14 protein-coding genes are annotated in these 13,897 nt (G+C 69.0%); 6 read left to right on the top strand and 8 right to left on the bottom strand.

The genetic code is table 11. The features are described from left to right. The first annotated feature begins 28 nt into the window (after positions 1 to 28). From pknB to ACGFSB_RS14385, 3 genes are all read left to right on the top strand, one after another. A complete protein-coding gene (gene pknB / locus ACGFSB_RS14395; RefSeq protein WP_393398352.1) occupies positions 29 to 1,984 on the top strand; it encodes a Stk1 family PASTA domain-containing Ser/Thr kinase in 1,956 nt (651 codons plus the stop codon). A 110-nt stretch (positions 1,985 to 2,094) separates the two neighbouring features. Continuing rightward, the gene (locus ACGFSB_RS14390; protein WP_393398350.1) at positions 2,095 to 2,979 is read left to right on the top strand and encodes a deoxyribonuclease IV; all 885 of its coding nucleotides are present in this window, start codon (positions 2,095 to 2,097) and stop codon (positions 2,977 to 2,979) included. A gap of 110 nt (positions 2,980 to 3,089) precedes the next feature. Continuing rightward, positions 3,090 to 3,617 (top strand): DUF4396 domain-containing protein, encoded by a 528-nt coding sequence (locus ACGFSB_RS14385; protein WP_393398348.1) that lies wholly within the window; start codon positions 3,090 to 3,092, stop codon positions 3,615 to 3,617. A gap of 18 nt (positions 3,618 to 3,635) precedes the next feature. Here the strand turns inward: ACGFSB_RS14385 and ACGFSB_RS14380 are convergent, their stop codons facing one another. Beyond that, positions 3,636 to 4,268, bottom strand: a complete 633-nt coding sequence (locus ACGFSB_RS14380; RefSeq protein ID WP_393398346.1) for a sulfite oxidase-like oxidoreductase — start codon at positions 4,266 to 4,268, stop codon at positions 3,636 to 3,638. 165 nt (positions 4,269 to 4,433) lie between these two features. Between ACGFSB_RS14380 and bfr the strand changes: the two genes are divergently transcribed. Beyond that, positions 4,434 to 4,913 carry a bacterioferritin gene (gene bfr / locus ACGFSB_RS14375; protein WP_351162452.1) on the top strand — a complete coding sequence of 160 codons (480 nt, stop codon included), beginning with the start codon at positions 4,434 to 4,436 and terminating at the stop codon, positions 4,911 to 4,913. A 16-nt stretch (positions 4,914 to 4,929) separates the two neighbouring features. On the opposite strand, the gene ACGFSB_RS14370 is transcribed toward bfr, so the two are convergent. Further along, entirely contained in the window at positions 4,930 to 5,169 is a 240-nt protein-coding gene (locus tag ACGFSB_RS14370; RefSeq protein ID WP_393398344.1) for a bacterioferritin-associated ferredoxin, read from the bottom strand. A gap of 174 nt (positions 5,170 to 5,343) precedes the next feature. Next, positions 5,344 to 6,696, bottom strand: a complete 1,353-nt coding sequence (locus ACGFSB_RS14365) for a class II 3-deoxy-7-phosphoheptulonate synthase (RefSeq protein ID WP_393398342.1) — start codon at positions 6,694 to 6,696, stop codon at positions 5,344 to 5,346. A gap of 20 nt (positions 6,697 to 6,716) precedes the next feature. On the opposite strand from ACGFSB_RS14365, the gene ACGFSB_RS14360 reads away from it, so the two are divergent. Both ACGFSB_RS14360 and ACGFSB_RS14355 read left to right on the top strand, forming a co-directional pair. Beyond that, the gene (locus tag ACGFSB_RS14360) at positions 6,717 to 6,860 is read left to right on the top strand and encodes a trp operon leader peptide (protein ID WP_393398340.1); all 144 of its coding nucleotides are present in this window, start codon (positions 6,717 to 6,719) and stop codon (positions 6,858 to 6,860) included. 114 nt (positions 6,861 to 6,974) lie between these two features. Further along, positions 6,975 to 8,837, top strand: a complete 1,863-nt coding sequence (locus tag ACGFSB_RS14355) for an anthranilate synthase family protein (RefSeq protein WP_393398338.1) — start codon at positions 6,975 to 6,977, stop codon at positions 8,835 to 8,837. On the opposite strand, the gene ACGFSB_RS14350 is transcribed toward ACGFSB_RS14355, so the two are convergent. The 5 genes from ACGFSB_RS14350 to ACGFSB_RS14330 all read right to left on the bottom strand — a co-directional run bounded on the left by ACGFSB_RS14350 (position 8,834) and on the right by ACGFSB_RS14330 (position 13,820). Further along, the gene (locus ACGFSB_RS14350; protein WP_393398336.1) at positions 8,834 to 9,841 is read right to left on the bottom strand and encodes a 2-hydroxyacid dehydrogenase; all 1,008 of its coding nucleotides are present in this window, start codon (positions 9,839 to 9,841) and stop codon (positions 8,834 to 8,836) included. The two genes, ACGFSB_RS14355 and ACGFSB_RS14350, sit on opposite strands and share 4 nt — an antisense overlap. Before the next feature lie 116 nt (positions 9,842 to 9,957). Next, the gene (locus ACGFSB_RS14345) at positions 9,958 to 10,995 is read right to left on the bottom strand and encodes a 6-phosphofructokinase (protein WP_393398334.1); all 1,038 of its coding nucleotides are present in this window, start codon (positions 10,993 to 10,995) and stop codon (positions 9,958 to 9,960) included. Positions 10,996 to 11,128: 133 nt separating this feature from the next. After that, positions 11,129 to 11,812, bottom strand: a complete 684-nt coding sequence (locus tag ACGFSB_RS14340; RefSeq protein WP_393398332.1) for a response regulator — start codon at positions 11,810 to 11,812, stop codon at positions 11,129 to 11,131. Next, positions 11,809 to 13,029, bottom strand: coding sequence for a MacS family sensor histidine kinase (gene macS / locus ACGFSB_RS14335; protein ID WP_393398331.1), 1,221 nt, complete (start codon positions 13,027 to 13,029; stop codon positions 11,809 to 11,811). The genes ACGFSB_RS14340 and macS overlap by 4 nt, the downstream gene beginning before the upstream one ends. Before the next feature lie 35 nt (positions 13,030 to 13,064). After that, on the bottom strand, positions 13,065 to 13,820 hold the full coding sequence (locus tag ACGFSB_RS14330) for a lysophospholipid acyltransferase family protein (RefSeq protein WP_393399024.1): 756 nt from the start codon (positions 13,818 to 13,820) through the stop codon (positions 13,065 to 13,067). Positions 13,821 to 13,897: the final 77 nt, after the last annotated feature.

The following is a 13,897-nucleotide window of genomic DNA, read 5'->3' as shown; positions in this document are numbered from 1 at the left end:
TGTCAGCGGTGGCTCGTAGACTCCCTGCGTGGACACGACCCTTCAAGACCCGCTCGTCGGCCAGGTGCTCGACGGCCGCTATCGCGTGGACGGACGGATCGCGGTCGGCGGGATGGCCACGGTCTACCGGGCCGTGGACACCCGCCTCGACCGCGTGCTCGCGCTCAAGGTGATGCACCCGACGCTGGCCGCCGACGTCTCGTTCGTCGACCGCTTCATCCGCGAGGCGAAGTCGATCGCCCGGCTCTCGCACCCGAACGTGGTGGGGCTGTTCGACCAGGGTGCCGACGGTGCGTACGTCTATCTGGCGATGGAGTACGTCGCCGGGTGCACCCTGCGTGACGTCCTGCGTGAGCGCGGGGCCCTGCAGCCGCGGGCCGCGCTCGACATCCTGGAGCCGGTCCTCGCCGCGCTCGGCGCCGCGCACCGGGCCGGGTTCGTGCACCGCGACATGAAGCCGGAGAACGTCCTCATAGGGGACGACGGCAGGGTCAAGGTCGCCGACTTCGGTCTCGTCCGCGCGGTGGACACCGTCACGAACACGACCGGCACGATCCTCGGAACGGTCTCCTATCTCGCACCCGAGCAGATAGAGCACGGCACGGCCGACACACGTGTCGATGTGTACGCGTGCGGGGTCGTGCTCTACGAAATGCTGACCGGCGCCAAACCGCACTCCGGTGAGTCGCCCGCCCAGGTGCTCTACCAACATCTCCACGAGGACGTGCCGCCCCCGTCGGCGGCCGTCCCCGGGCTCGCCGTCGAGCTCGACGAACTCGTCGCGTCCGCCACCGCCCGCACCCCCGACGTCCGCCCGTACGACGCGGTGGCTCTCCTGGGTCAGGTCAGGGAGGCACGGGCCGCGCTCTCCCTCGATCAGCTCGACGCGGTGCCGCCGCAGGCGCGTACGTCGGAGCATGACAACGGAGACGACCGTACGAGTGTGATCCCGCGCGCGGTGCGCTCCGTACAGCTTTCGCTCCCCGAGGACGGCGAGCAGGACCAGCGGAGTCGGCAGGACCCGCTCAACCGCACCAGCATCCTGACGACGCCCCCTCCGTCCGCCCCATCGGCGGGCCCGAGCCGCAGGCGCACCAACCCGCGCCGCGGTGTGTTCGTGCTGATCGCGGCCGTCCTCCTCGCCCTGGGCCTCGGCGTGGGCGTCTGGTACATCAACTCCGGCCAGTTCACCAAGGTCCCGCCACTCCTGGCGAAGACCGAGTCGGCGGCCAAGAAGCGCCTCGACGAGGCCGGGCTCGACGTGAAGGAAGTCAAGCGCGCCTACAGCGACACCGACAAGCGCGGCACGGTCATGGCCACCGACCCCGGGTCGGGCGAGCGCATCCGTAACAACGACAGTGTGACCCTCACCGTCTCCAGGGGCCCCGAGATCGTCAAGGTCCCCAGCCTCGAGGGCCTGCCCTTGAAGCAGGCGAAGGACAAGCTCAAGGGCGCGGGGCTCGTCCCCGGAATGACGACGAAGACCTTCAGCGAAGAGGTCGCGAGGGGCTCCGTGATCAGCACGGACCCGGGCGCGGGCACCAAGCGCAAGGCGGACTCGGCCATCGCGATGGTCGTCAGCAAGGGCGCCCCGGTCGAGACCCCCGATGTGACGGGCGAGTCCGCGGGCGAAGCGACCGCCGATCTGCAGGAAGCCGGCCTCAAGGCCAGGATCGCGACGACGCGGGTCTACTCCGACGAGGACAAGGGCGATGTCGCCAAGCAGTCCCCCGTCGAAGGCAGGCAGCTCGCCGAGGGTGACACGGTCACGCTGACGCTCTCCAAGGGGCCGGAGATGATCGAGGTCCCGGATGTCGAGGGCATGAGCGTCGACGATGCCACGCAGGAGCTGGAGGACGCGGGCTTCGACGTCGAGAAGGACCGCGGTCTGCTCGGCCTCTTCGGGGACACGGTGAAGGGCCAGTCGGTGGAGGGCGGTGAGGACGCGCCCAAGGGCTCCACGATCACCATCGAGATCCGGTAGCCACTGTCCCTGCGGGCCGTCCGTAGCTGATCGCGCCGTTCCCCGCGCCCCTTGCGGGCCCACCGGGATCCGCCGACAAGGCGGCCACGCGCGCGTGCCACCCTGGGGGCGTGAGCAGCGACAATCCCCCCAGTAAAGCGTCCCGCAACCCCGTCGGCGGCCACGTCCCCGTGGCCGGCGGTCTCGCCTCCGTAGGGCTTTCGTACGCCCGTGAGATGGGCGCCGAGGCCGTCCAGGTCTTCGTCGCCAACCCGCGCGGCTGGGCGACGCCGCCCGGTAATCCGAAGCAGGATGAGGAGTTCCGCGCGGCCTGCGCCGCCGAGGGGATTCCCGCGTACGTCCACGCGCCCTACCTCATCAACTTCGGCTCGCACACCGAGGCGACCGCCGAGAAGTCCGTGGAGTCCCTGCGCCACTCGCTGCGGCGGGGCCGCGAGATCGGGGCGCTCGGCGTCGTCGTGCACACCGGCTCGGCGACCGGCGGCCGGGACCGCGCCGTCGCCCTGAAGCAGGTGCGCGACCGGATGCTGCCGCTGCTCGACGAGCTGACGCACGAGGACGATCCGTACCTCCTCCTGGAGTCCACCGCCGGACAGGGCTTCTCGCTCTGCTCCCGCACCTGGGACTTCGGCCCGTACTTCGAGGCGCTCGACTCGCATCCCAAGCTGGGCGTCTGTCTGGACACCTGCCACATCTACGCGGCGGGCCACGACCTGACGGGGCCGAGCGGCATGAAGCAGACCCTCGACCTGCTGGTCGACACCGTCGGCGAAGGCCGCCTGAAACTGGTGCACGCCAACGACTCCAAGGACGTGGTCGGCGCCCACAAGGACCGCCACGAGAACATCGGCACCGGCCACATCGGCGAGGAGCCCTTCCGCGAGCTGATGGCCCACCCCGCGACCGAGAACGTACCGCTGATCATCGAGACACCCGGCGGCAAGGAGGGGCACGCGGCGGACGTGGCGCGCCTGAAGGAGCTCAGGAGCAACTAGCGGCCAGCGCCCCCGAAGATCTCTTGAGGAATACCCCCTAGGGGTATAGGGTTCCTGCCAGAAGGCAAGAAGGGCAGGAACCGCTGCCCGACGACCGCTGGGGGCTTCTCATGCAGCACGATCACGACGCTCACACCGAGCACGCGCACCACGAAAGCGCGCACCAGGATCACACCCACACCGGGCAGCACGGCATGGGCAAGGTCAGCTGGCGCATGGCGGCTCAGGCGACGCTGCACTGCCTCACGGGGTGCGCCATCGGCGAGGTTCTCGGCATGATCATCGGCACCGCGCTCGGCTGGGACAACATGCGGACGATGATCCTGGCGATCATTCTGGCCTTCTTCTTCGGATACGCCCTGACCCTGCGCGGCATCCTCAAGGCGGGCGTCGATTTCAGGACCGCGTTCCGGGTCGCGCTCGCCGCGGACACCCTGTCCATCGCGGTGATGGAGCTGATCGACAACGGCGTGATCGCGCTCTGGCCCGGAGCGATGGACGCCCATCTGTCGGACGCCATGTTCTGGTGGGTCCTGGCCATCGCCCTGGCCGCCGCCTTCGTGATCACCACCCCGGTGAACAAGTGGATGATCGGCCGCGGCAAGGGCCACGCGGTGGTGCACGAATACCACCACTGAATACGACCACTGACGGGATCAGAGCTCGGGGCCGTCCCCGGGCTCTTCCTGGTACGAGTACCGCTGTTCGGCCCAGGGGTCGCCGACGTTGTGATAGCCGCGCTCCTCCCAGAAGCCACGGCGGTCGGCGGTCATGTACTCGATGCCGCGGACCCACTTGGGGCCCTTCCAGGCGTACAGATGAGGCACCACGAGCCGCAGCGGAAAGCCGTGCTCCGCGGTGAGCAGCTCACCACCCTTGTGCGTGGCGAAAATCGTGCGGTCGGAGTCGAAGTCATCCATCCGCAGGTTCGAGCTGAAGCCGTACTCGGCCCAGACCATCACATGGGTGACGTCGGGCGCGGGCGGCGCGAGTTCGAGCAGCGCGCGGGCCGGCACGCCGCCCCATTCGGCGCCGATCATGCTGAACTTCGTGACGCAGTGCAGATCGCCGACCACGGTGGCGTACGGAAGGGCCGAGAACTCCTCGTGGGTCCAGCAGTGCTTGTCGCCGTCGGCGGTGGCCCCGAAGACCCTGAACTCCCAGCGCTCCGGGCGGAACTTCGGCACCGGGCCGTAGTGCGTGACCGGCCAGCCACGCTGCAGTCGCTGCCCCGGTGGAAGCTCCGGCTCCACTGCTTCCCGAGATGCGCGATCCGCCGGCTGACCCATGTCTCCATCCTGACAGACCCGGGGCGGTGGACATGACCAGCCGACGGCCGCCGGACGCCGATTGGGGCAACTCCTACTAAGCGTGCACTTACTGGACGCCTTCCGAACACCGGTGCAAGGATGCGCGCTACCTGGCCAGTCCCACACTTGGAAGGAGCCTCTGCGATGCAGGGCGACCCCGAGGTCATCGAGTTCCTCAATGAGCAGTTGACCGCCGAACTCACGGCGATCAACCAGTACTTCCTTCACGCCAAGATGCAGGAGAACTTCGGCTGGCCGAAGCTCGCCAAATACACCCGGTCCGAGTCGATCGACGAGATGAAGCACGCGGAGATCCTGACCGACCGGATTCTCTTCCTCGACGGCCTGCCCAACTATCAGCGGCTCTTCCACGTGCGCGTGGGGCAGACCGTCACGGAGATGTTCCAGGCGGACCGGCAGATCGAGGCGGAGGCGATCGACCGCCTCAAGCGCGGGATCGAGGTGATGCGCGGCAAGGGAGACATCACTTCCGCGAACATCTTCGAGTCGATCCTCGCGGACGAGGAGCATCACATCGACTATCTCGACACCCAGCTCGAACTGGTCGAGAAGCTGGGCGAGCCGCTCTACATCTCGCAGCTCATCGAGCAGCCCGAGAGCTGATCGAGCAGCCCGAGAGCTAAGCGGCTTCCGGGAGCTCCGAGTCGGGGGCGAAAGCCAGCGCAGGCTCGCCGTCCGCCACGAGCTCGCGCGTGGGGCACGCGCCCCGGCCGAGCAGCGCCTGAATGCGTCGTACGCACGAACCGCAGTCCGTGCCCGCCTTGCAGGCCGACGCTATCTGGCGGGGGGTACAGGCGCCGTCGCCCGCATGCTTCTTCACCTGTTCCTCGGTGATGCCGAAGCAGTTGCAGACGAACATGCGGTTCACCTCCCCGGTGATGTCTCAGGCGGGATCGATAAGCGGTGCCCGTCCCGATGAATCGGTGAGGCTAACCTAACCTTACCCGCCGTTCCCGGCGCGCAAAAGCCCCGGATACGCCGGTGGGGCACGGATCACATGGATCCGTGCCCCACACGTGCGTACAGCAGGGAATTACTGGTCCCGGTACATCTCCGCCACCAGGAAGGCCAGGTCAAGGGACTGGCTGCGGTTCAGACGCGGGTCGCAGGCCGTCTCGTAGCGCTGATGCAGGTCGTCGACGAAGATCTCGTCGCCGCCGCCCACGCACTCGGTGACGTCGTCACCGGTGAGCTCGACGTGAATGCCGCCCGGGTGCGTGCCGAGGGCCTTGTGGACCTCGAAGAAGCCCTTGACCTCGTCGAGCACGTCGTCGAAGCGACGGGTCTTGTGGCCCGAAGCCGCCTCGTACGTGTTGCCGTGCATCGGGTCGGTGATCCAGGCGACGGTCGCGCCGGAGGCGGTGACCTTCTCGACCAGCTCGGGGAGCTTGTCCCTGACCTTGTCGGCGCCCATCCGGACGATGAAGGTCAGGCGACCGGGCTCACGGTCCGGGTCGAGGCGCTCGATGTACTGAAGCGCCTCCTCCGCGGTCGTCGTCGGGCCGAGCTTGATGCCGATCGGGTTGCGCACCTTGGAGGCGAACTCGATGTGCGCGCCGTCCAGTTGACGGGTGCGCTCACCGATCCAGACCATGTGGGCCGAGGTGTCGTAGAGCCGTCCTGTGCGCGAGTCCACGCGGGTGAGGGCCGACTCGTAGTCGAGGAGCAGCGCCTCGTGCGAGGCGTAGAACTCGACGGTCTTGAACTCCTCCGGGTCCGTCCCGCAGGCGCGCATGAAGTTGAGCGCGTTGTCGATCTCGCGCGCCAGCTGTTCGTAGCGCTGGCCCGAGGGGGACGACTTCACGAAGTCCTGGTTCCAGGCGTGCACCTGGCGCAGGTCCGCGTACCCGCCCGTGGTGAAGGCGCGCACCAGGTTGAGCGTCGACGCGGATGCGTTGTACATCCGCTTCAGGCGCTCGGGGTCCGGGACGCGGGACTTCTCGTCGAAGTCGAAGCCGTTGACCGAGTCGCCGCGGTACGTCGGCAGGGTGACGCCGTCGCGGGTCTCGGTGCCCTTGGAGCGGGGCTTCGAGTACTGCCCCGCGATGCGGCCCACCTTCACGACGGGCACGGAGGCCGCGTACGTCAGGACGGCGCCCATCTGGAGCAGCGTCTTCAGCTTGTTCCGGATGTGGTCGGCGGACACGGCGTCGAAGGCCTCGGCGCAGTCGCCGCCCTGAAGCAGGAACGCCTCGCCCTTGGCCACAGACGCAAGGCGGGCGCGCAGCTGGTCGCACTCGCCCGCGAAGACGAGCGGCGGATACGACTCGAGGTCCGCGATCACATCGCGCAGAGCCTCGGCATCGGGGTACTCAGGCTGCTGCGCCGCGGGAAGGTCTCGCCAGGTGTTGCCACCGGAAGGGGTGGTCTTAGCGTTCACGGTCACGCGCACAACATTACGGGGTGATGTCCGCCGTCCAGTCACCCGCTCACCAAGTGAGACGGACCCGACACAGCCGGGCGTCGGCCCGCCGATGCGCTAGTGTGCCGGACATGCACGCGCAGACAACCCGTAACTGGTGGTGGCCCGCTCATCCGGCGGCCCACTGATTCTGCGCGTATCGAGACTCGCGAAGGCCGCCCGAGGGGCGGCCTTCAGTGTTTTCCGGACCTGTGCGGGTCCGGGGCGGGCCGTTCCTCTCCGAGTGAGAAGGAACAGAACCGATGCATTCCCCGACTCCCCTGCTCGACCTCATCGACGACGACCGCCCGTTCGCGGTGCTCCGCCGCCGCACGCCCGGCCATGACCACGACACGGTCGACGTCCTGATCGGCGCGGTCGGCACCTACGAGCGGCTCGCCGACATCCCCGACGAGGGTCTCGCGCTCATCCCCTTCCGGCAGATCAGGGAGCGCGGTTTCGACGTACGCGACGACGGCACGCCGCTCGCGGTCCTGACCCCCGACGAGACGTACGAACTCCCGCTCTCCGAAGCCCTGTCGGAGCTACCGGCCCATGACGTACGCGTCGAGAGCGGGGCCTTCGACGTCGACGACGCCGCGTACGGGGAGATCGTCGGGCGGGTCCTTCGCGAGGAGATCGGGCGTGGCGAGGGCGCGAACTTCGTCATCCGTCGTACGTACGAGGGTGAGATCCCCGGCTTCGGCAGGGCGGACGCCCTGGCACTCTTCCGCAGGCTGCTCGTGGGCGAGCGTGGCGCCTACTGGACGTACGTCGTGCACACGGGTGACCGGACGCTCGTCGGGGCGAGCCCGGAGGTACACGTCCGGATGTCCGGCGGGACGGTCGTCATGAACCCGATCAGCGGGACGTACCGCTACCCTGCCGAAGGCCCCACGGCGGACGATGTGCTCGGCTTCCTCGCCGACGGCAAGGAGACCGAGGAGCTGTCGATGGTCGTCGACGAGGAGCTCAAGATGATGTGCACCGTCGGCGACATGGGCGGTGTCGTCATCGGGCCGAGGCTCAAAGAGATGGCCCATCTCGCGCACACCGAGTACGAGTTGCGGGGCAAGTCGTCGCTCGACGTGCGTGAGGTCCTGAAGGAGACGATGTTCGCGGCGACCGTCACCGGCTCGCCCGTGCAGAACGCCTGCCGTGTCATCGAGCGCCACGAAGCGGGCGGGCGCGGCTACTACGCGGGCGCGCTCGCCCTCATCGGCCGCGACGCGGGCGGCGCGCAGACCCTCGACTCTCCCATCCTGATCCGCACCGCCGACATCTCCGGGGACGGCAAGTTGCGCGTCCCGGTCGGCGCGACGCTCGTGCGCGGCTCGGACTCGGCGAGCGAGGTGGCGGAGACGCACGCGAAGGCGGCGGGCGTGCTCGCCGCCCTGGGGGTACGTCCCGGACGGCCCCGCGCCGAGAACGTACGCCCCGCCCTTGCCGACGACCCACGGGTGCGGGCGGCGCTTGACGGTCGCCGGGCCGGGCTCGCGCCGTTCTGGCTGCGGATGCAGGAGCAGACGGACGAGCTGACCGGGCACGCTCTGGTGATCGACGGCGAGGACACGTTCACGGCGATGCTGGCGCATCTGCTGCGGTCATCGGGCCTCACCGTCTCCGTACGCCGCTACGACGAGCCCGGCCTGCGGGAAGCGGCCTTGGCACACGAGGGCCCGCTGGTCCTCGGCCCGGGACCCGGCGACCCCTCGGACCCTGACGACCCGAAGATGACCTTCCTGCGCACGCTGACCGCCGAGGTGATCCGCGATCACCGGTACGGCGTCCTCGGCGTCTGCCTCGGCCACGAACTGCTCGCGGCGGAGCTCGGCCTGGAGACCGTCCGCAAGGAGGTCCCGTACCAGGGTGCGCAGACCCGGATCGACCTGTTCGGACGGCCGGAGACGGTCGGCTTCTACAACAGCTTCGTGGCCCACTGCGACAAGGAGACGGCGGCGGAACTCACCGCCCACGGCATCGAGGTCAGCAGGGACACGGCCACGGGCGAGGTGCACGCACTGCGGGGGCCCGGTTTCGCGGGGGTGCAGTTCCACCCGGAGTCGGTGCTTTCGCTGCGCGGGACGGCGATCGTGCGCGAACTGCTGTCCGGCGTACTGGTCTAGGCCGTGGTGGGGGCCGCCGGGACCAGGACGTTCTCGCTGCGGCGGCCATCCCTGTAGTCCAGGACGTTCTGCACCGTGGTCTCGATGATCTGGCCGACCGCGTCCACGGTGTAGTACGCCTGGTGTGACGTGACCACGACGTTCGGGAACGTCACCAGGCGGGCCAGGGTGTCGTCCTCGACGGCTTCGAGGGACTTGTCGAGGAAGAAGAGCCCGGCCTCCGCCTCGTACACATCGAGCCCGACACCCGCGAAACGCCCGGCCCGCAACTCCGCGACCAGGGCGTCGGTGTCGATCAGACCGCCGCGACTCGAGTTCACCAGGATCGTGTCGTCCTTCATCATCCGCAGCTCCGCGGCGCCGATGATGTGCTGTGTGGCGGGGAGCAGCGGGACGTGCAGGCTGATCAGATCGGCGTCGGCGAAGAGCTGCTCCTTCTCGACGTACTTCATGCCGAGCTCGACGCATGCGGGGTTCTGGGCGACGTCCCAGCCGAGCAGATTCATGCCGAAGCCGTGCGCGATCCGGGTGAACGCCTCGCCGATCTTCCCGGTGCCGAGCACGCCGACCGTGCGGCCCCGCAGATCGCGGCCCATCAGGCCGTCGAGCCGGAAGTCGAAGTCACGGGTGCGGTTGCTGGCGCGGACGATGCGGCGGTTGACGGCCATCGCCAGGGTCCAGGCGAACTCGGCGACGGAGTACGGCGAGTAGTACGAGACGCGGGCGATGGTGAAGCCGAGGCGCTCGGCGACCTGGAGATCGATGTTGTTGAACCCGGTCGAACGCTGGGCGATCATCTGCGTGCCGCCCGCGGCGAGGGTCTGCAGGACGCGGTTGCCGAGGTCGGCGTTGACGCTGGTGGAGATGATCTCGTAGCCCGCGGCGATGGGGGCGGTGTCCTCGCTGAGGAAGACGTCCAGGCAGCGGACGTCGTGCTGTCCCGCGAAGGCCTTCTCGATGAGCGGCCGCTCGTCGGCCTGCACGCCGAATGCGAGGATCTCCATGCGGCGAGTGTAGGTATGACGGGGCAAATCGGCACTGCGGAGAAACAGGTGCGCGGGTGGGCGGGTGGGAGAAATCTGCCGCGAAGCGGCGGTACAGGGCACCCGCCCACCGGGAGTCAGCCGAAGAACACTCCCACCTCGGAGTAGAGCTCCGGGTCAACGGTCTTCAGCTTCGCCGTCGCGTCAGCGATAGGCACCCGCACGATGTCCGTCCCCTGCAAGGCGACCATCTTCCCGAAGTCGCCGTCCCGCACCGCCTCGATCGCGTGCAGCCCGAAGCGCGTGGCGAGCCACCGGTCGAAGGCGCTGGGCGTCCCGCCGCGCTGGATGTGCCCGAGGACGGTCGTCCGCGCCTCCTTCCCCGTGCGCCCCTCGATCTCCTTGGCGAGCCACTCCCCCACGCCGGAGAGCCGTACATGCCCGAAGGAGTCCTGCGTCCCGTCCTTGAGGACCATCTCGCCGTCCTTGGGCATGGCCCCTTCCGCGACGACGACGATCGGCGCGTACGAGGCCTTGAAACGCGAGGTCACCCAGGCGCACACCTGGTCGACGTCGAAGCGCTGCTCGGGAATGAGGATGACGTTCGCGCCCCCGGCGAGCCCGGAGTGCAGCGCGATCCAGCCCGCGTGCCGCCCCATGACCTCGCAGACCAGGACCCGCATGTGCGACTCGGCCGTCGTGTGCAGCCGGTCGATCGCCTCGGTGGCGATGCCCACCGCGGTGTCGAAGCCGAAGGTGTAGTCCGTGGCGGACAAGTCGTTGTCGATGGTCTTCGGTACGCCGACGACGTTGATGCCGTACTCGTCGGTGAGGCGCGCCGCGACGCCGAGGGTGTCCTCGCCGCCGATCGCGATGAGGGAGTCCACCTCGTACTTGGCGAGGTTCTCCTTGATCCGGCGGATGCCGTCCTCCGCCTTGAGCGGATTGGTGCGCGAGGAACCGAGGATCGTACCGCCGCGGGGCAGGATGCCCCGCACGGCCGGAATGTCGAGCGGGACGGTGTCACCCTCCAGCGGACCGCGCCAGCCGTCCCGGAAACCGACGAAGTCATAGCCGTACTCCTGTACGCCCTTGCGGACGATGCCCCGGATGACGGCGTTGAGCCCGGGGCAGTCGCCGCCTCCGGTCAGTACTCCGATTTTCTTGGCCCGCATGGAGATGTCCCTTCGCGTCAATGACCTGATGCGAGTCACGCTAATGGTGATCCAGGTCACTCAGGGACGGTGCGGATGGTCAATTCCTGGCCGGAACAAGGGAGTTGATCACGCACGTTCACTCATATGAGGGTCACTCGTCGTCGAGGCCACGCTCTATCGCGTACCGCACGAGCTCCACCCGGTTGTGCAGCTGGAGCTTGCCCAGGGTGTTCTGCACGTGGTTCTGCACGGTGCGGTGGGAGATGACGAGGCGCTCGGCGATCTGCTTGTAGCTCAGCCCCTTGGCGACGAGCCGGAGCACCTCGGTCTCGCGGTCGGTGAGCTGCGGGGCCTTCGGGTCGTCCGGGGCGCCGGGCGCCGGATCGGACGCCAGGCGGCGGTACTCGCCGAGGACGAGGCCCGCGAGTCCCGGCGTGAAAACCGTGTCACCGACGGCCGTGCGGCGCACCGCGTCGGTCAGCTCGGCGGTGGACGCGGACTTCAGGAGATAGCCGGTGGCGCCGGACTTGACCGCCTCCAGGACGTCGGCGTGCTCGCCGCTCGCCGAGAGGACGAGCACGCGCAGGGCCGGGTTGGCGGCGACGAGTTCCTTGCAGACCTGGACGCCCGGCTTCAGGGGCAGGTTCAGATCCAGTACGAGGACGTCGGGTGCGGCGGCCTGTGCGCGCCGCACGGCCTGCTCGCCGTCGCCCGCCGTGGCGACCACGTCGAAACCGGCCTCCGCGAGGTCGCGGGCGACGGCGTCCCGCCACATCGGGTGGTCGTCGACGACCATGACCCTGACGGTGCCGTCCTGCTGTTGCTGCTCGCTCATCGTTCCTTTCCTGCCTTCCCCCGTGGGACTCTCAGTTCAACTTCCGTGCCCTGGCCGGGCACCGAGATCAGCTCGGCCGTGCCGCCGATGTCCCGCAGCCGTCCCCGTATCGACAGAGCGACCCCGAGCCGCCCCTCCCCCTCGGCCTCCGCGAGACGGCCCTCGGGAATGCCGGGGCCGTCGTCCCGCACCGTCACGATCACGGCGTCCGGCTCGTCCTCGACCAGGATCCAGGCTCCGGCGTCCGGGCCCGCGTGCCGGTGGACGTTGTCCAGGGCGGCGCCGACCGCTGCGGCCAGTTCCCGCGCGGCCTTCGGCTCCAGGGCGACCGGAGCGCCCGGCTCCGAGACGGTCACCTTCGCGCCCGCGTACGGGAAGAGCAGGCACCTCAGGTCACAGCTGTCTCCGTCTTCGACGTCGTCGTCCGGCTCCTCCACCGCGCGGACGACCGCCCCGAGGGAAGCGTCCTCCGACTCGTGTGACGTCCGGACCAGGCCGCCCGCCACCAGCGTGCGCAGCGCGACCTCCTGCTCCCCCGCCATCCTGCCGAGCTCGGCCGCCTCGCCGCCGAGCGCGCTGCCGCGCCGCTGCACCATCGCGAGGACCTGGAGCACGCTGTCGTGGATGTCGCGGGCCAGGCGCTCCCGCTCGCGGGTGGCGGCCTCGATCTCCAGGGCGCGGGCGAGGGTGCGCTCGGAGGCGCGGGCCACCTCGACGACGTACCCGATGGCGATGGACGCGATGCAGACGAGCAGGACGTTGTGCAGCGTGTCCTGGGTGGGCCTGCCGCGCTGCGCGATATTGGCGGCGCCGACGAGGGCCGACGCGAAGGCCGCCCACCGCCAGCCGCCCTTGATCGCGAACGCGAGCACCGCGCCCGCCGTCCATATCGACGGCAGCGTCGGGCCGTCGTGGACGATCCGCTGGTGCGCGTCGGCGACCGGCGTGAGCAGGATGCCGACGATCGCGATGGTCAGATCGATGACCAGGAACCGCTTGGTGCAGCTCGCCGCGTTCGCGACCTTGGGCAGGGTGCCGATGGTCCACCCGGCGAGCACCACGTAGAACGCGATGGCCACCCAGGGGCGGTCGAACTTCTCGTACGCGGCCACGAAAAGGCCGATCGCGTAGAGCATCGTCAGCACGCGGTAGCCGGTCAGCGCGCGCCACAGCGGCTGCTCGACCGACATCCTCATGACGCGTACGCGCTCGGCCATCTCCCCCACCTCTTGGCCACCCCTGACCGACACGATTACGCGCCGGACCGTTCCTTCTCGGCAGCCGCAGCCGCCGCGGCTGCCTTCTCCGCCTTCTTCTCCGCTTCCTTCTCGGCCTTCGCCGCCTCCGTGAGCTGGCGCTTCGCAGCGGTCGCGTACACGTCGACGTACTCCTGTCCTGACAGCTTCATGATCTCGTACATGACCTCGTCGGTCACCGCCCGCAGGACGAACCGGTCGTGCTCCATGCCGTGGTACCGGCGGAAGTCGAGCGGCTTGCCGATCCTGATGCCGGGCCGCATCAGCTTCGGCATCACCTTGCCGGGCGGCTGGATCTTCTCGGTGTCGATCATCGCCACCGGGAGGACAGGCGCCCCGGTGGCGAGCGCCACGCGCGCGAGGCCGCCCGGCTTGCCACGGTAGAGCCTCCCGTCGGGCGAACGCGTGCCTTCCGGGTAGATGCCGAAGAGCTCACCGCGCTCCAGGACCTCGATGCCGCTCTTGATGGCGGCCTCGCCCGCGCCGCGTCCGCCGGAGCGGTCCACGGGCAGCTGGCCCACGCCCTTGAAGAAGGCCGCCGTGAGCTTGCCCTTCACGCCCGGAGACGTGAAGTACTCCGCCTTCGCGATGAAGGTGACCTTGCGGTCGAGGACCGCGGGCAGGAAAAAGGAGTCCGAGAACGAGAGATGGTTGCTCGCCAGGATGGCCGGGCCCTCGGCGGGTACGTTCTCAAGGCCCTCCACCCAGGGCCTGAAGCCGAGCTTCAGCGGCCCTCCGATGGCGACCTTCATTGCGCCGTAGATCAAACCGAGTGCCTCCTGTTATGTGTGGATCAGACCTTAACCCGCAGTAAGCCCCAAGGGCCCGA

It is taken from the genome of Streptomyces sp. NPDC048441 (genome assembly GCF_043200235.1).
Lineage (GTDB): Bacteria > Actinomycetota > Actinomycetes > Streptomycetales > Streptomycetaceae > Streptomyces.
The sequence above is the reverse complement of the archived record's forward strand: the minus strand, read 5'-3'. Positions and strand labels throughout refer to the sequence as shown.